General features: G+C 28.9%; 21 protein-coding genes. 2 read left to right on the top strand and 19 right to left on the bottom strand.

The window, feature by feature from the left end:
• Nucleotides 1-158 precede the first annotated feature (158 nt).
• Nucleotides 159-1568, bottom strand: a complete 1410-nt coding sequence (locus ACTNBA_RS16800) for a hypothetical protein (RefSeq protein WP_441075452.1) — start codon at nucleotides 1566-1568, stop codon at nucleotides 159-161.
• A gap of 214 nt (nucleotides 1569-1782) precedes the next feature.
• On the opposite strand from ACTNBA_RS16800, the gene ACTNBA_RS16795 reads away from it, so the two are divergent.
• Nucleotides 1783-2892 carry an ABC transporter ATP-binding protein gene (locus tag ACTNBA_RS16795; protein WP_441075451.1) on the top strand — a complete coding sequence of 370 codons (1110 nt, stop codon included), beginning with the start codon at nucleotides 1783-1785 and terminating at the stop codon, nucleotides 2890-2892.
• Nucleotides 2893-2966: 74 nt separating this feature from the next.
• Here the strand turns inward: ACTNBA_RS16795 and ACTNBA_RS16790 are convergent, their stop codons facing one another.
• From ACTNBA_RS16790 to ACTNBA_RS16770, 5 genes are all read right to left on the bottom strand, one after another.
• A complete protein-coding gene (locus ACTNBA_RS16790; RefSeq protein WP_346867761.1) occupies nucleotides 2967-3299 on the bottom strand; it encodes a hypothetical protein in 333 nt (110 codons plus the stop codon).
• Between the two features lie 184 nt (nucleotides 3300-3483).
• Nucleotides 3484-4314 (bottom strand): alpha/beta fold hydrolase, encoded by an 831-nt coding sequence (locus ACTNBA_RS16785; protein WP_441075450.1) that lies wholly within the window; start codon nucleotides 4312-4314, stop codon nucleotides 3484-3486.
• A 59-nt stretch (nucleotides 4315-4373) separates the two neighbouring features.
• Nucleotides 4374-5087 (bottom strand): hypothetical protein, encoded by a 714-nt coding sequence (locus ACTNBA_RS16780; RefSeq protein WP_441075449.1) that lies wholly within the window; start codon nucleotides 5085-5087, stop codon nucleotides 4374-4376.
• Nucleotides 5088-5138: 51 nt separating this feature from the next.
• Nucleotides 5139-5711, bottom strand: a complete 573-nt coding sequence (locus tag ACTNBA_RS16775; protein WP_441075448.1) for a class I SAM-dependent methyltransferase — start codon at nucleotides 5709-5711, stop codon at nucleotides 5139-5141.
• Nucleotides 5712-6217: 506 nt separating this feature from the next.
• On the bottom strand, nucleotides 6218-6400 hold the full coding sequence (locus ACTNBA_RS16770) for a hypothetical protein (protein ID WP_441075447.1): 183 nt from the start codon (nucleotides 6398-6400) through the stop codon (nucleotides 6218-6220).
• A 709-nt stretch (nucleotides 6401-7109) separates the two neighbouring features.
• Between ACTNBA_RS16770 and ACTNBA_RS16760 the strand changes: the two genes are divergently transcribed.
• The gene (locus tag ACTNBA_RS16760; RefSeq protein ID WP_441075446.1) at nucleotides 7110-8036 is read left to right on the top strand and encodes a phosphotransferase; all 927 of its coding nucleotides are present in this window, start codon (nucleotides 7110-7112) and stop codon (nucleotides 8034-8036) included.
• A 322-nt stretch (nucleotides 8037-8358) separates the two neighbouring features.
• Here the strand turns inward: ACTNBA_RS16760 and ACTNBA_RS16755 are convergent, their stop codons facing one another.
• The 13 genes from ACTNBA_RS16755 to ACTNBA_RS16695 all read right to left on the bottom strand — a co-directional run bounded on the left by ACTNBA_RS16755 (nucleotide 8359) and on the right by ACTNBA_RS16695 (nucleotide 17801).
• Nucleotides 8359-8937, bottom strand: a complete 579-nt coding sequence (locus tag ACTNBA_RS16755) for a hypothetical protein (RefSeq protein ID WP_441075445.1) — start codon at nucleotides 8935-8937, stop codon at nucleotides 8359-8361.
• 258 nt (nucleotides 8938-9195) lie between these two features.
• On the bottom strand, nucleotides 9196-10356 hold the full coding sequence (locus ACTNBA_RS16750) for a MerR family transcriptional regulator (RefSeq protein ID WP_441075444.1): 1161 nt from the start codon (nucleotides 10354-10356) through the stop codon (nucleotides 9196-9198).
• 79 nt (nucleotides 10357-10435) lie between these two features.
• Complete coding sequence (locus tag ACTNBA_RS16745; protein ID WP_441075443.1) at nucleotides 10436-10696, bottom strand: ribosomal protein L7/L12; 261 nt, start codon at nucleotides 10694-10696, stop codon at nucleotides 10436-10438.
• Nucleotides 10697-10829: 133 nt separating this feature from the next.
• The gene (locus ACTNBA_RS16740) at nucleotides 10830-11324 is read right to left on the bottom strand and encodes a GNAT family N-acetyltransferase (RefSeq protein ID WP_441075456.1); all 495 of its coding nucleotides are present in this window, start codon (nucleotides 11322-11324) and stop codon (nucleotides 10830-10832) included.
• 172 nt (nucleotides 11325-11496) lie between these two features.
• Nucleotides 11497-11979, bottom strand: coding sequence for a GNAT family N-acetyltransferase (locus ACTNBA_RS16735; RefSeq protein WP_441075442.1), 483 nt, complete (start codon nucleotides 11977-11979; stop codon nucleotides 11497-11499).
• Nucleotides 11980-12138: 159 nt separating this feature from the next.
• Nucleotides 12139-12939, bottom strand: coding sequence for a sugar nucleotide-binding protein (locus tag ACTNBA_RS16730; RefSeq protein WP_441075441.1), 801 nt, complete (start codon nucleotides 12937-12939; stop codon nucleotides 12139-12141).
• Nucleotides 12940-13025: 86 nt separating this feature from the next.
• A complete protein-coding gene (locus ACTNBA_RS16725) occupies nucleotides 13026-13487 on the bottom strand; it encodes a GNAT family N-acetyltransferase (protein ID WP_441075440.1) in 462 nt (153 codons plus the stop codon).
• A 63-nt stretch (nucleotides 13488-13550) separates the two neighbouring features.
• On the bottom strand, nucleotides 13551-14168 hold the full coding sequence (locus ACTNBA_RS16720; protein ID WP_441075439.1) for a lactate utilization protein: 618 nt from the start codon (nucleotides 14166-14168) through the stop codon (nucleotides 13551-13553).
• Between the two features lie 117 nt (nucleotides 14169-14285).
• Entirely contained in the window at nucleotides 14286-15101 is an 816-nt protein-coding gene (locus ACTNBA_RS16715) for an alpha/beta fold hydrolase (protein WP_441075438.1), read from the bottom strand.
• A 129-nt stretch (nucleotides 15102-15230) separates the two neighbouring features.
• Entirely contained in the window at nucleotides 15231-16097 is an 867-nt protein-coding gene (locus tag ACTNBA_RS16710) for a multinuclear nonheme iron-dependent oxidase (protein WP_441075437.1), read from the bottom strand.
• A gap of 17 nt (nucleotides 16098-16114) precedes the next feature.
• Nucleotides 16115-16372, bottom strand: a complete 258-nt coding sequence (locus ACTNBA_RS16705; RefSeq protein ID WP_441075436.1) for a TfoX/Sxy family protein — start codon at nucleotides 16370-16372, stop codon at nucleotides 16115-16117.
• A gap of 37 nt (nucleotides 16373-16409) precedes the next feature.
• Nucleotides 16410-16964, bottom strand: coding sequence for a GNAT family N-acetyltransferase (locus tag ACTNBA_RS16700; protein WP_441075435.1), 555 nt, complete (start codon nucleotides 16962-16964; stop codon nucleotides 16410-16412).
• 48 nt (nucleotides 16965-17012) lie between these two features.
• Nucleotides 17013-17801: an alpha/beta fold hydrolase gene (locus tag ACTNBA_RS16695; RefSeq protein ID WP_441075434.1), complete on the bottom strand. Its 789-nt coding sequence runs from the start codon at nucleotides 17799-17801 to the stop codon at nucleotides 17013-17015.
• Nucleotides 17802-18038: the final 237 nt, after the last annotated feature.

The following is an 18038-nucleotide window of genomic DNA, read 5'->3' as shown; positions in this document are numbered from 1 at the left end:
CTTCAGATTCCATCTCACGGTGGACACCCTTGTCTTAAGCTATACACTTACCACTACTAGGTCGTGTTAGGGACTTTCACCCTTAAGATTACGCCCATGCTGGGCGCACTAAATAAAAGACTGCCCCAAAATAATTTTGAGACAGTCTTTGTGCAAAACTAAAATCTGATTTTTTCTTTTCTAAGTCTTTGTATGGCTCTTTTTTCTGTAATTACTGCTACAACTTGACTTTTTAAATTCTTATTTTCTGAGTATTTTCCATGGAAGGATAAGAAATTGAAATTTCCAATAAGAGCAAGATTCTCATCACAAATCAACACCCTTTCACAGGTATCACCCTTCTTTATTTCAAAAAGTTTACCATAGTTATTAAAATCATCTTTAATGATATCTGCTATTCTTTCTGATCCTCTTTCCATTTCTTCCATATTCAAATCCTTATTGGAACCTAAGCCATAAACTATTCTAACCTTAACCTCTCTGTTCAATGCCTCTTTCAAAAGACTATATACTTTTTCCTTATACATTACATGATTATTTATCCAAGGAGTAACTATGTCTATTTCGCTTTTAGCTGCAATTAAAGCTTCTTTGAAAATATCAATGATTTCTTCATCCTTTATAGTTTTATAATCAGCTACCCCTAGTCGAGATAAACTATTCACTATTTCTATAGTACAATCTACATTTTTCTGAACTGAAGTCATATAACTCTCTTCTAATTCTTCTATATTCTTTTTAATATTTTCACTTATTTTTTCATAATTTCCTTTTTTCTTTAGTTCTTCAAATTCATCAGTAATGTTATCCACCATTTGATTAATTTGTCTCTCACTTTGTCTTATACAAACATCCATAACATTATTAGTATGACTCTTTAAGCTTTTTTCAAATCCATCTAAATTTATGTTACTGCTATTTTTAATTTCTCCCTTCATAGACTTGAACTGCTTGTCTATATTCATTCCTATTTGCATCTTTAATGAAGTGCTCTGTCTTGTTAAAATTTGTTCTACTTCTTTAGTATAAATATTCATACTTTCATTTAAAAGCTCATTTATTTCTTTATTAATTCCCCTGTAATCTTTTTCACTATTATCACTAACATAATTTTTTATTTTAGTTTCTATAATTTCTATGAGCTCCTCATTATTCTGTGAAAATTTGTTTCTTGCCTCTTTTATTACATCTTCATAAGTATTATTAACAGTTTCTCCTATTTCATTGACTATCTGTTTCTCCACAAATCTTTTTTTCCCTTTCATAGTGGTTGCTAAAACATCAGACATACTATTATTAACTCTATCATTTGCATATTCTATAACATCTCTTTTTACTTTACTTATCTGATTATTAACTTTTTCCCTTATATCATCTTTAATGTCAAAAGTTTTTTCATCAACTGTAACCACTGCTTCTACTTGTTCTTCATGACTCTTCTTTTTTTTCTTTAAATTATACCCCTCAAGTAACTTTGAAAATAGAAATACACATAATGTAGCTAAAGCTATTACTAGTAAAATAGTAATTACTAAAGTTATTGTGCTTTCTCCTAAACTTTTAAACATCATTTTTCCCCCACAATCCTATTTGCATTTAAATTTACTGTAAACACCCCTAAAACAAATAATATATACATTCATAATTAATATACTATATATTATAATATTCTACCAATATATATAAATCTTTATAGTTAAAAGAAAATATGATGAAAACTTTCAAATAAGTATGCTATAATCTATGTTATCCTATTTAAATCTTATGAAAAGGAGTAATAAAATGGCAAATATAACCTTTGATAATATTGTTAAAAAGTATGATGAAACCAATATTGCTGTTGAAAACTTTAACTTAGAAATAAGAGATAAGGAATTTATTGTTTTAGTAGGACCATCAGGATGTGGAAAATCTACAACTTTAAGAATGATTGCAGGTCTTGAAAGTATTACAGAGGGTGAAATATTCATTGGTGATAAATTAGTAAACAATGTAGCTCCTAGGGATAGAGATATTGCCATGGTATTTCAAGGTTACGCTCTATATCCACATATGACTGTATATAAAAATATGGCTTTTGGACTTGAAATGAAAAAGGTACCAAAGGATGAAATTCATAAAAAGATCACTGAAGTTGCTAAAACTCTAGACATTGAAGAACTATTATATCGTAAACCTAAGCAGCTATCAGGTGGGCAATGTCAACGTGTTGCACTAGGACGTGCTATTGTTCGTAATCCATCGGTGTTTCTACTTGATGAACCTCTATCAAATCTAGATGCAAAGCTTAGAACTCAGATGAGAACTGAGATAATCAAGCTACATAAAACTTTAGGTACAACCTTTCTATATGTAACCCATGATCAGACAGAAGCAATGACCATGGCAGATAGGATTGTACTAATGAAAGATGGACTTATCCAACAGGTAGATACCCCTATGAATCTATATAATAATCCTTGTAACTTATTTGTAGCAGAATTCATGGGATCTCCTAAAATGAATACCCTAGAAGTTACTCTTATAAACAACTCCAACAATTTTTATGCTAAACTTAATTGCATTACAATTAAATTACCTAATACAGATAAAATTAAGTCTTTATTTAACAAGTACGCAAATAAATCTATTATCTTAGGCTTTAGACCTGAAGATATATATGTTGAGAATAACACCATTAAAGATAGTCTAATCAATATTATTTCAACTAAAGTTGATATTACTGAACTAATGGGATCAGAATCATACTTATATCTAGATTGTAACGGTAACAAGTTAATAGCAAAAGTTCCATCTTCTACAGATATAAAATCAGAGCAAATAAATATAGCAATTGATACTAGCAAACTTCATTTTTTTGATAAAGATACAGAAGAAAGAATAAATATCTAATATTATTAAATTTTAAAAGCACCTTCCTAAAGATTATTAAGAAGGTGCTTAATTATTACCCTTTACTTGTTTATCTAATTTATTATCTCTATATTATCTATACTTTCAATACGAATAATATTAGTTTTAGTAACATCCTTTTTATCTTTATAGGTTATCTTAACCCACTCATCATCTACGTCAAGAACCTCACATTCCATTTCGCTTTTGCCTGTAAATACTACAGCTCCATCACAATCAATAATACATTTCACACCAATTAGATCCTTTAACAACTTTGACAAGGCCTCTTCCCCCTTAATCTTTCTTTTTAAATTCTTTAATTCACCTTCTAATTTTTTTATTTTTGATGAATATCCCATCTGAGATAGGACTAGTACAAATGCAATTAACCCAAAATACTCCAAGGAATTAATCCCCTTTCTAAAACTTATAACTTTACTAAGTTGTCCATATCCTCTCATAGATATGAAACTATATAAATATTAACATATGAACCTAGTTATATAGTCATATATAAAACTATATAACTATATAACTATTTAAATAGTTGTTCTGTTCATGCGGGTTTCAGCATCTTTGCTACTTAAATTAGCTCCTTATAAATGCTTCAATTACTGACTTAACTTCCTCTTTATTTTCCATATATAACATGTGCTTTCCTGAAATAATTTTAACCTTCATGTTAGGAAATATAAAATTTTTATGATGATCTGGTCCTACAGCATAATCTTCATTGCCAGCTACTACAAGGACTGGAATGTTTATTTTTTTAGTAATATCAAAATAATTTTTTAAATACTCTTTATTGCTAAGTCCTTGATTTGCCATAGATGGATTAAAACTATCTATTGTATTACTTACTTCCCTTAATTTTAAAAAATTATTATATTCCTTATATTGCAGTTTATAAAAGATATCTTTTTCAATAAGTCTAGTAACTATCTGTTGCCATTTTTCCATATATGATTTAGCCTCTATGGACTTTAATTCATTTTCAGATAATAATTTTGATCCATGATATATTTGACTCTTAAATGAGTCTTCCATGCTAAGGGTAACATTTAATAAAATAAGCTTGTCTATAGCCTCTCCATACTTATGAGCATAGTTTGTTGCAATAATTCCTCCAAAGGAATGAGCCATAACTATCCACTTTGATATGCCTAGTTTTTTTCTAATTTCCTCCATATCCTCTACAAATCTATCAATAGAGTAATCAGTTTCCTCGTCTCCTTCTGATCTTGCACTTCCTCTTTGGTCAAAATATATCATATTCATAAAACCTTCTAATGCATTTCCACCTAATACTTCAAAATCAAGACTTCCTTCCCCTGGTCCACCATGGACAAATATACATGGAATACCTTGTCCTGATTGCTTTACATACAAGTTAACCTTATCCCTCATTTCTAGATACATTTATTTCACCTCTTTAAAATATCTTTCTGTTATTTCAATAGTGTTTCCATCTGAATCTTCTAGTATATCATCCACTTTTTAGTTCTAGGATTATAATCAAGGCATATTCCACATCCAGGTATATTTCTCTTTCTATCAAGACTTTTGTGTATATCATCAATATAACCATCTTTTTTAATGGGGTATATGTTGACACCGTTACTGTAAGCATTCTCAAAATCAAATGCTGCCCCACCCTTAAACATATCATAAAGTTTATCTAATATCTCTGATGGTACTGGCTCAATACTTCTTTTTCTGCCCTTTAACTCACTAAGAATTTTGTGATGAATAACCTCTTTATAAACTTTTATATCATTCATATAAACCTTTACTATATAATCATCATCATGACAAAGATAAGCATATCTATTTTGTAAACTATGGAAAGTAAACTTCCTTAAAGGTTCAACTCGATGTGCTAAATACAATAACTCTGCCAGTTCCTCATTACTAACTTTCTCAAGGTCATCTTCACATTGAAAATCTACCCAACAAAAATCTCCATAACTATATACATCTTCTTCTATAAAACTTTCCATGTTATTCTGCAAAATATATTCAAAACCTAACTTATGATTCCAATTGCCCTCATCTGGAAATCCCTTTAAAACTAGAATGTTATTAGGTGTTTCTTTAATTCCACTCATAAAGTCCTTAAAGGTCATTCCTGATGTAAACACAGAATTACTTTCTTCATCAATTTTTATATAACAAAACCATTTATTCTTCATTTTATTACGCCTAACCTCTCTAATATGTTCTTTCTATTCATCCATTATATATTAAGATTTTATCTTTTTAAAAATATACGTAACAATAAAGCCCCTATTATCTTGACTTTCACTATATTTAATTAACTTAAATGACTTATTTAAATCTTCAAAATCAGTTTGCTGAATCAAGTCATCTTTTCTAATTTTAGTATCTACTTTATGCTTCCATCCAAAACCACATACAAATAAAATGCCATCATCAGCTATACATTCTCCGACATATTCAAGCTGGTTCTTGCTTAATCTATAATGGTTAACTAGAACATTATCAAATGTTCCAATATTTTTTAAAGAATTTATTACACTTAAATCAATTTGCTTTGTATGAACCAAATAATTATTTCTTTTTGCAAATCTATTCAACCTTTCAAGTGCTTTATTGCTAAAATCAATTCCTGTTACTTGAAATCCTTCTCCAAGAAAAAATAAAGTATTTCTACCATCTCCACATGCTATATCAAGAACAGATCCTTTTTTAAAGCATCCTATATTTTCAATTATTGATTTTTCAGCACTTAAAGGCTTGTCACTTCTATTTTCAAATTTATCATCCCAATATTCCTTATTTCCCATGTACTCCATACTATGCCCCCTCGTTAATCCATTTACTAACATTTTCTTGACTCTATAATCAATAGTGTCATAATTATATTTATTCTTAAAATAAATGATAAATACTTTTCATTATTTATCTACATATTCTTTTCGAACATATTCAAATTATATCATATATTCGAATTCTCTGTATATATTTTACATATAATCAAGTTGATTCTATTATTTCTTGTTTATAAGACAAAGATTTATTGGATTAGTTAATGCAGATACAACAGGGGTTGTTGAAAGCTCTGTTAGCTTAAAGGATAATAATATAGCTATATACAGTGTAGAAGTTTTTTACATTGCTTTGCATTTTATCAAATTGACTCTTCTTATATTAGCCTAATACCTTACCCTTGCTACATCTGATATCGGGTTATAACTTACACATCCTAAGAATACTATCGTCATATCTGGCATTTTTAAATTATGACCTTTTTAATAAGAAAAATTATATATTTAAGTAGCAATCTCCTTGAATTGTGAAATTAATCTTCAAACAAAATACCTTCTTCTACACAAGTAGTATGAACTTCTTTTGTTGTGTAGTTAGCTTCAACAATGTCCCATAATTCCTTTTGTGCAAAACCTAAATTATATTTTTCTTGTAAATCTTCCAATCTCAAAACTTCGCCAGTTTTTTTATTTCTATATTCATAATGTGTACTCATTTCTTTCCCCTTTACTTCTCAATATCTACAGTTTCTTCTGCTAACTCACGAACACAACACTCTTCAAAACTTTCATTAAATTCTAAACCTCCCGATAAAATTCCTATTTAGTAATTAGTACACTAAGTCACAATTTTAGTGATAACATAACCTTTCATTAATATATTATAACATATTTTGTAAAAACCATATCCTAGTGAAGTTCGTCATCCCAGTCTATTATTGGTGAATATTATTTTACAGAATTCTAAATATAATCCATTATAGCTGTGCCTACGCCTTTTGGCGACTTTTTCAACAATATTGAAATCATAAATTACAGGAATAGAGCTTTTTTTAAATTGTTGTACTGTTTATACTAGGCTCTATAGTAAAATAGAGTGATATAATATACAAGTTATGCTAAAAAGTAAATTAATAGCTTATGCACGGCTTTTCCTAAGAGTGGTTGGAAGCGACCCTGTTCCCTCCTTGTTAAGGAGAGATACTAAAATGGAACCATAAGGTTCTTTTTGAAAAAGCTGAATGAACTAATCAGCTTATAGGCATTGCTGTAAATGCATACAGCGCTATATACTATTACCATACGAAGTTATAAAAATTTTTTTAAATTTATTTGTAAAAAAATTGAAAACTATAATGATATGGTATAAAATTACTATAATACAGATTATGAAAATCATCATACCTGTGTGGTATTTCAATCATTATGGAGGAACAAATCATGGAAAATAATCAAATATTGGAGATAATGAATCTTCATTATCCGATGAGCTTTGTGAAAACTGAACTGTTACGCAAAGGTGGAAACAGCACTTATGCAATATATACCGACCATGATAAATATTTTCTTAAGATTATCGGAAAAGCTTTCTCTGACACTTTTCAACAGTCCGTTGATATAAATCTATTCTTACAACAGAACGGATTTCCAGTGCCTCATATTCATATGGCGTCCGGCAATGAACCTTATATTCAAGTGGAAACAAATTATTTTATCCTATATAGATTTCTTGAAACCTCGGAAATAGACATGGAAAAAGATGCTGAAGAAGTTGGTTCATTAATTGGAAAGCTGCATCACTTGATGAGTAATTACCCTTGTGAACTGGTTAGGCATGACAAGTCATTTTATCTTGATAGATACATCAATATTTTGAGAAAAAAACAATATCCAAAGCAGGAAGAATTTGCAGTATACAGCGAAAGACTATGGAACAGAATCAAAATGATTCCAGTAAGCTATTCCCATGGTGATATGTATAGCGGTAACATTCAAAGAGGAATTGATGGCAAACTGTATATCCTTGATTTTGACACATCATGCATTGGATTCCCAATATATGATCTTGCTTTAATTTCTAACCAAACTAATTATTTTGATTATGAAGAAGAAGGCTTACCAAAAACAACTGCTATATTTAAACGCATACTTCCAGAGTATTTAAAATATCATTCATTGAGTGAGCTGGAAAAGGATTCGCTTTATGATATGATAGCTTTGTATCATTTTGCACTACAAGCAACAATTATTGAAATATACGGTCTTGATTGTGTAGATAATGCTTTTTTTGATAAACAGCTTAATTGGTTAAAACAATGGAAGATTCAATGCAATAGGATATATTTCATTTAGGAGAAAATCAGATTTACAAATCTAATCTTTTGGGGTACTGGAAGAATGATAAAGATAGTCAGAGGAATTACAGAATATTGTATGATGATACTTTTGAGGGAACCTTGAAGGAGTTTCAAGAGCCAATGATAAGTATAATATCATTGGCTTAATTTCATTCTTTTACCTATTTATTATACTACAGAGTATTTAGTTTTTAATATCTAATAACAATTTTAGAATTGGTCCTCTTTATAGCTTACTAACACATTCTGGTTGAATTGCTACATAAAAACACCCCAAAATTCATTTCATGAATGATTAGGTACTTAAGGAAACTGTATCAATTAAACTCAAAAACAAATTCACATGGTTTTTCACCTCCACTGTTAATCGGAGACGAAATAATTTTCTTTGTTTTAAGTTTAACATCCAACATTAATTGTAAATGGCGGCGAAATGACCCAGCACAACATAAACAGTATGATAAAGGCATGTCACGATCATCAGAATTGCTTTTTGATAGAGCAAGGTCTGAAACTTTCACATCCTTACAAATAGTGGCTGAACAAACGCATGAATACTTATCATTGTTTTTATAAACCATTACCGCATTCAAAGTACCGTCATTATTTAAGGCTATACTTTCTGAAGCAAAGATCTTACTATTGAGATGGAGTATTTTTTCGTCTAAAGATCTGCCAGTCAATTTTTTACCAATTTTTTCACATTTTTTTATATATTCTTTGCCGCCCAAGCAGGCACAAGAATCTAGAATTTCATACATAATATCAGAATCAAGTAAAGTTTCCATCCGTGTAATGACTTCTACTAAATCTTCGTTTCCAATGACTTCCCTTATAAGTTTTTTGTCAATATTATTTTGTTCTAATCGCTTTTTAATTCCATAAACTCTTGCCACTTTATTTCCCCCTTCGATTATATAAATAATCTTCAATTTGAATTGTTTTACAATTTCCATATAACTTAAGGATAATTATAGCACGTATTACATATAATCTTATCATAATCACACATGTACTTATACCTTAATTTATTTTATAAATACCGTATTATTCAATTTTCAAAGATCGATATGTCTCAATTAGTTCGCCTTATCTACATATTGTGCCATAACACATAGAAATTTATCTTTCGTAATAACCTCCCCAATCTATTTTTATTTTATTGCTTCTAAAATACCAGCCTTTGTAGTTATTGAAATATTACCATTTTTCTCAATATAGCTCTCTATATGCTTTTCCAATTTACTTCTCTTATCTCCTACAAGAATAGAGCTCCCTTTTATTGTAGATGCCTTATATGAAACCACTGGTTCAGCAGTATCTACTATGATCTTACCTTCTAAAATCTTAACATTAACATTACTAAAATACTTTTTAAGCAAAGTTTGTCCTTTTTCTAAATCAAATCTTTCACACATACCATTATCATGTAGTTCAAGTTTAGAATCAAAATTTTTCATAAGCACATTTAACTCAGTCATAGCTTCACAGGAGTTAGTTATTACATAAAATATTCCACCTTTAACAAGTACTCTTTTTATTTCTGCTATAGCCTTTTCCATATCTGGTACAAGATATAGCATATGTCTTGCAATAACTACATCGAAGCTTTCGTCTTTATATGGAATGTTTTGTGCATCAATCTCTTCATATAAAAAATTATGCTCTATATCATTTAATCTATTTTTAGTACTAAGTAGCATTCCCTTTGAGAAATCTGATAAAGTAATTTTCCAATTGTCACTTATATTGCTATTATTCTTATACCATAAGTCACCTGTTCCACAGCCTAATTCCAATATTCTTGCATTTTTAGGAAACTTCATTTGATTAAAACACCAATTGGTCCAATCAGTTTTATTGATATTATAACTATGTAGCTTTCCTCTCAAATTCAACATTTCATCTGTTTTATATTGATCCTTTACCCTATTTTCCATATTAGTTATCTTGATAATATCAATGAGTTTATAAATATCTAAAAATCCTTCTTTATTTATTTGACTTTCAGCCTTATTAAAGACAGTTATAACTGATTCAATATGCTTTTTCTTTTCCTCCAATGACTTTTTTTGAATTTCAATCATATCTTCTAGGTTTTCTCCATTATTATATAAAACCTGATTTATTTCTTTCAATGACAGGCCAATAAATTTCAAAGTAGTAATTTGTTGAAGTTTTAAAAAATCATCCTCACAATAAATTCTATATCCAAATTCAGTTTTTTGTTTTGGTTTCAATAGGCCTATCTTGTCATAATAAAGTAATGTCTTTACAGTTACTCCTGTTCTTTCATCAAACTCACTTATTTTCAAGATATTACCTCCCCTCGGAGTTATTATAAACTCCCCCCTTAAGGTAGAGTCAATACTAATTCATAATTAAATTCTTATATTATAATCTCTCACTTAATCTATCAATATACTCTTTAGCTTCTTTTAAACCAAGACCAGTAGCTATTCTGTATCTTTTAACAGCTCTAACTTTCTTTCCTTGTGAAATAAGTTCTCTTAATTCTTCATCTATATTTTCTACTTCTGGATTTTTTACTCCTATATGTTTCTCAATCCTATATAAGCTTGCATTAATGCGTGCAATATCTCTCTGTAATTGACTAACAATGGAAAATACAATCCCTAATATTACACATCCCATAATTATACATATTTTTTCTTTAATGTTTAATACTTATTTTTTTAGTTAGTTTATATATTAGTTTTTATCTTTGCATAGTCTTTGAATAAAAATTTATCTCTCAAATTTAATCTTTAAAAAATCTTACTTTATACTATTTATTTTTCTCTATAGCATACACATAGTGAGGCATCTCAATATTATAATATTGCTTTACAAATTCCCCTTCCTTGGTCATACCTACTCTCTTAGCAACCTGTTGCGATGAATAGTTGTTGTCTCTAATTATACTTATAACTCTATCTCTATCAAGATAATTAAATGCATAATCTCTGCAAGCAATTGCAGCTTCCGTGGCATATCCTCTATGCCAATACTTTTTCTTAAGTAAATATCCTATTTCTAGTTCTTCTTTACCTTCTACACATTGAGTTGTAAGACTTGCTTGTCCCACAAAGCACTGAGTTTCCTTATCTATAACTGCCCAAAGTCCAAATCCAAATTGTTTATATCTATGGAACTGCTTGTTTAACCACTCTTCAACCTCATCATCAGAAAACCCATGCTCATAGGCATACATAGTTTCAGTATCCTGTAAAATGTCACAAATATCTTCATAATCTTCTTCAGTCATTTCTCTTAAATAAATTCTTTTAGTTTCTAAAATCTTTTTCGTATATTTTCTCCTACATGCTACTAATATCTATAGATGATAATAACTTTATTATATTATAGGTTGTATCAGCATCCTGTTTAATTCATCATATATCAACTTCTATACCATCTTGGAATTATGTTTTTAAAGTAGCTTACATTGGTTTTTATTTTATAATTTTGTACATTTTGTATGCATTAGATTTATATCCATTCCATTCTAATTCTATTTTTTCATTAGATATAAAACCTTGCTTTTCCCAAAAGCCAAGTACATTTTCCTCATATTCATATACAACATCTATTCGAATACGTTTGCCATTCTCAGATTTGAACATTTTCTCTAACTGATTATAAATTAATTTTCCTACTCCTTTGCCTTTAAATTTATCATCAATCATCAATAGAGATAAATATACCTCATCACCACTGCTATAATCACACAGTCCAATTATTTCCCTTTTATTATCTTTTATTATTACTGAATTGAAACCAACTTTTTTCATCTGTTCAATCTCATTAAGTATAAATTCTTTAGAAACACTTGAAATCCCCATATGCCTGTATAAAAAAGTTTTATTTGAATTATAAATATCTACAATTCGATTTATATGATTTTGATCTACTCTATCAATTATATAATTATTCACTTTAAAACCTCCTATATAATCAAGTTATAACACTCAATAGAAAACCATATTAATTTCAACATTTCCATGCATCGGTAAACTTACTGCCACAATTATAATGAATTAAATCAGAGATATTAATAATTTATTAAACCAAATCATCATTGAATTATTTCTTTATCAATTTTCAATATCCCTTACTAGAGTGTTAATAATAGTTTTTCTTTTATCTCCACTTATATTATGATATATATCTTCTTCCTTATAATCAGGTACTATAAAACTGCTATCAATATTCATCAATCTTGCTAAATGTATGTTAAACTCATAATGACTTACTGGTTTTTCGCATGCTATATTTATTGTTCCTTTAAAATGGCTATATATAAGTTCAATTATAGCCTCTGCTAGATCTTCTACATTAATAAAACTTGCATAGAAATTTGCGGTTCTTGAATAACTTCTACCCATTTTTGAAATTTCCAATAAAGACTTCATTCTAGTATCCATTCTTCCATCATAGTCATAACCATATATACTCCCTGGTCTTACAATTACATGATTAGAATGCCTTCCAACTATACTTTCCCCTTCAATTTTACCGTTAATATACTTTGAAAAATATTCATCGGGCATACGTTTATGAGGAATTATATCTTCAGTTTGATTCTTTCCTTTTCCAATTGTAGTAGAAATATAAATTAAGCGTACATCTTTAGAGATATTAGTAACTATCTCATTTATACCTATTTTAGATAAGGACATCTCTTTTTCTACATCAATAATACTCCAAATAATTATATCAGGTTTAAGCGAAAGCAACTTCTCTATATCTAATTTATTCAATACATTGATTTGTAAAAGTTCATGATTCCCTAAGCTATAACAAGTTCCATAAATATCATCATTGCTACATTTCTTAAGCTTCTTATATATTGTATTTCCTAAATATCCACTTGCCCCTATAATTAATATTTTCATAGTTGTATTCCTTTCTAAAAGATATAGTAAATACTTTCTTATTCTAATATTGTAAAAAGGTTTATACTATTCCATTTTTTCTTTTTTTATAATCTTCTTAAGTATAATCCAAATGGAATCTCGTAGTAGGTCGGGTTATTATTGTTATCAATATAATGATAATCATAGTTTTGAAACTTTACCAATTCAATAAATCCCCAAGATTTATATATGGCTGTTAATCTTTCTACATCATCATTATCAGCAGCAATTGTTACTTCTTTAAATCCTTTTTCTGCAATTCTTTTAAGAACCCTTTCTATAAGTTTTTTGCCGAGTCCTAATCCCCTAAAGTCCTTTTCTACTCTGAAAGCACAAAGATAAGCTCTGTCTTTACCATTAGCTTCATCCTTATCTTCCGAATTCCAAAATATATAAAGCTCACCTATCAATGAACTATCTTTCTCATTTTCAATTGTCCAAAACTCTATATTATTTTTTTCAATTTCATTAATGAAATATACTTTAGTTGGAGATTCATTTTTCCATAAAGCCTTTAATTCATTCAAATTGCCCGTCCTAATTATCATATTTATCTCTACCTTTCATGTAACTATTGAGTTAAATACATATTAAAAACCACATTCCTCATTAACTATAAATAACTTCATCCTATTTTCATCCGCTTGTCCCTCAATTATTGAAAGCACATTACAAACCCTTTCCTTTGATGTACAATCTACACATCTATTTATTTCTACACAGGGTGGATTATAACCTGCTCTTTTTGCATTTAAAGGACATGCTATATTTCTAACTCTTTTTATTCCCTCTTCTACATTGTCTACAATTTTATTTTTACCTACAACTACAATTACTTTATCTGGTCCAAAAGTAATTGCTGCTACCCTATTTCCGCTATGATCCACATTGATAATTCTCCCATCATTGGTCACAGCATTAGAACCAGTAATATACCAATCAGTTATAAGAGCTTTCTTTTTCAGCATTTTAGTTTCATCCTTAGTTTTTCCAAGTTCTTTATCATAAACTACATTTCCTCTGTCCATCAGTGATTCTACTATATTCATTTTCTGAAGGGTAGCTGAATGACCAATTCCAATGGTACATTCTTCATCTATAATTTTTAATATATGATTCTTAACTTCAGTTAAATCTTCAAAACATTCAACCTCTATATTTCTCATCCTAAAGTTTTCTTTTAACTTATTTATAGTATTTGTATCCATGATTATACCTCCATAATAATTTCATATAGAAAATACCGTATATACATTAATGAATAGTACGGTATTCTATAGATAAACATTTTAATTTTTTATTAAATACTCCTATGTTATAAGCTTCTATTCTTCAACAAATCTCACTAATTCTTCATTAAATTTTTCTTTCTGATCGTAAAATACTCCATGACCACTATATTTAAATGGTATAAGTTTTGAATTTCTAATGTATTGATTTTGTATTTTAGCTAATTCAAATAATACAACTTTATCATGAATACCATGAAGAATTAATGTTGGAACTCTTATAGTCTCTAAATCAGAAAATAATTTTTCCTCACCTAGCCACGTGTTTGCAATAGCCGCTGTGGACCATCCTGCTGCTTGTAATCCAAGATTAAAGAACCACTGAGAAAATGGTTCAGATATATATTTAAAGAAAAATATATCTCCGAAATCTCTCAGCATTTTAGGCCTATCATTATATGTCCCATCAATAATTTTAACAACTTCTTCTCTATCCAATCCATAAGGAAAATTTTTACGCTTAATAAGACTAGGTGCTGCTGCAGATATAAGAACTAGCTTAGATACTCCATATCCTTTATGACGAGCCATATATCTAATAGCTATAGCTCCACCTGTTGAATGCCCTGCTAGAGTGAAGTCTCTAAGACTTAGTGCATCTACTACACATCTAACATCATCAGATAAACGATCATAATCATAACCATCATAAGGCTTATCAGAATCTCCAAAGCCTCTAGTATCTATTCCAATACATCTATACCCATACCTTGGAAGTTGGTCAAACTGATATTCAAATAAATTATGACTACCAGGCCAACCATGTAAAAATAGAATTGTTTTCTTTCCTTCTGGATTAAGATCCTCTACATAAACTTTCACATTTGGTTCAACTTTAATATAATATCCCACTCATTACCTCCATCAATGAAATAAGTATATTGATAGATTATTCATTGGGAAATATTTTGTGAGTTATTTTCATAATTCTTACCCAATATATTGTTAGCTTTCCAATAAATTATTACTATTCAATTTAAATTATCTATAATTATTTAATATTTCTCTTAATCTAGTAATTTGACTTATAATTTCCTCTTTAGCCTCATTACATATATTGTTTGGTGATATTATAGGAATGCCTGTGTTAATTCTATCATTATTTCTTCCATATTCTAATGTAATCATTTTAGGATTACATTCTTTTAGAAGTTTTTTCAATGCTCTATACCCTAACTCATTTATTTTAGTATGAGACATAATATCACTTTTCGTTTCAATCCATCCATTAATATGTATTTCATAAACTTTATCTATAGGTAATTCATATAAATAAGTTTCGAAATCAACCTTTAATTTTTTTGATGAGCAATAAGCATGACTTATATCTAATAGAAAATCTGAACCTGTTTCATATATAATCTCAGAGATAAAATTAGATTCGATGCATATTCCAAGTTCACCATTCTTACTATAGGGATTCCCATCAGCATTTTCGAAGGATATAAAATCTAAATTATGAAATTGTTCCTTAAGATACTTGATGTTATTAATAATAATTTCTTTACTTTGCTTTCTGGATAATAAAGAATCAACACCTGCTAAATGAAGTGAAATTCCATTAACTCCTGACAATTTAATAATCTGTTTAACATAGTCTATATCTAAATCTTGAATAAATGTTTTTGAGCAAATATTATGTGGTTTTAATCCTAGCCCATGAATCATTACTGGACGAACCCTATTTGTTTGTGATACAAATTGCTTATAATCAGACAAATCCTCTTTTTTAAAGACATCCATTTGATATCCAAGTCCAGGATATTTAAAATAGTCTATATCTATTTTTCCTTCTTCAACAAGCTCTACAACTTCTGGATAATAGTTACATCCGAGTTTTATCATCATATTAATTCTCCTTCTAATTAAATAGTGACTGTATTATAGAATTGTTTTAGTTCTCGCTTTACTTCATCTGAAAGGTTATGCCATCTGATTCCTTGTATTGCTCCCTCTAAGGCACATAACCTATTAATACAAGCAGAATCATCTATGGCTTTAATATCTAACCACGCTTGTTTACTCCCAACTTCTTTTAATTGCTCAATAGTTTCTATGCCAACTTCATTAAGTTGCTCTTCTAGTTTCTTACCTATATTAGGTAAGTCAGATAATTTACTCATACCTTTTCTCCCATATCAAAATTCTTTAATTTAAAATTTATTCTTTGTTTCTTATAAAATAATCATCATACATCATCATTTTTCTATTTAGCGGAACATAAGATTTTTTCTTTAATGACTCAATACGCTCAGTTGCATTTGGAATTGCTTTTGTAAGAATTTCCTCAACACTAAAAAGTTCAAAAAAATTCTTATTTACAATTTCTAAAATATCATCTATATATTTTTGTTTTTCATATTTACTCTGCAAATCTATTCTCAATAATCCATAATGTTTAAACTCATCTTCTACTTCTCTTTTAAACATTTCAATAATTCCAATTTTTTCATTTGTATCATTCAAAATTATCGTCCATCTCACAAAGTATTTATTATTATAGGAAAAAGTCCAAAATTTAATTGCCTGCTCCATTCTTTCAACTGTTGTATAATAGAAATCATCACCATTACAGTTATCTGAATTAATCAATTTCACAGCCTCTTTATCTGAATAACACTTTAGCAATTCCTCTGCATCTTTAATTGTTGTCTGTTTTAATGTAGTCAAATGATTTTTTAATATAGGGCACTGCTCATAAACATCCCTTATCATTTTAATCTCCCCCTTAAGCTATTGCTTTTGCCTTAACTTTATCCCCAGCTATCTTGATTCTAACTCTCTGAAGATTATTTCATAGAACTTATCTTTACCATAAACCTCATTCCAAGGGTTATGTCCACATTTCTTTAATAATATGAATTTAAAATCCTTTATGGTTCTTGTCAGTGGCTTTTCAACACCTTCAAAAGAATGAGAATCATATTCACCATGTATAGCAATTACAGGACATTTTATATTCTTTCCAAAGCCCAAAAGCTCTCCACTGCTTCTTAATTTATTAATTTCTTTCATACAACTTTGAAAAACTTCTGGTTGGAAATCTAGAGATTCATTTTTAATAGAAATTGGACTATAGGAATCCGCCTTTGCCATTAATTCTCCAAATTCACGCAATACTTCTTTTTTGTTTGGATTATTATGTTCATTTAATAATTGAAATAATGTCCCAACTCTTAAGTTTTCTTCTTCTGTAAGTCTGTTAGCTCTTTTACTATTCATTGATGAAAGATAAATATCTTCATAGGATCCACTTCCTATAAGTATAACCTTACTTACTAACTCGGGATATTTCCATGCAAAAATATAGCTTAACCATGCTCCCCATGAATGACCAATTAGTGTTACTGGAAATTGTCCATTATTTTCAAGCAATTCTTTAAGTTCACTAACTTGTCCATCAATAGAATTTGCTGATTGCATAGGTTCAAGAACTCCATATTTCATTGACAATTCTTTTGCTACTGGAGCCATTCCCCCTGGAGCACCAGGTCCTCCGTGAATAACTGCTATATTATATGGTTCACTTCCATATGTCCGTATATTAATCACATTAATTACTTCTTCTTATACTTAATAATCTAATACATTAAAAATTAGACCTTTTGGCAAGTAAATTTCAGCTATAATCTTTTAACCATTTATTTCTTTATTATACAAAACTTTTAAATCCGTTACAAATATTCTCTATATACATTATTATAAAATTTTAAATTTAGTTTTTAATGAGTTTCATTGATTATAAAAATGTATTTAAAATTAAATATAGATATTATAGCGTGGTAAATA

This window comes from Clostridium sulfidigenes, assembly GCF_052067195.1.
Lineage (GTDB): Bacteria > Bacillota > Clostridia > Clostridiales > Clostridiaceae > Clostridium_J > Clostridium_J sulfidigenes.
This window is presented reverse-complemented; position numbering and strand designations above follow the sequence as displayed.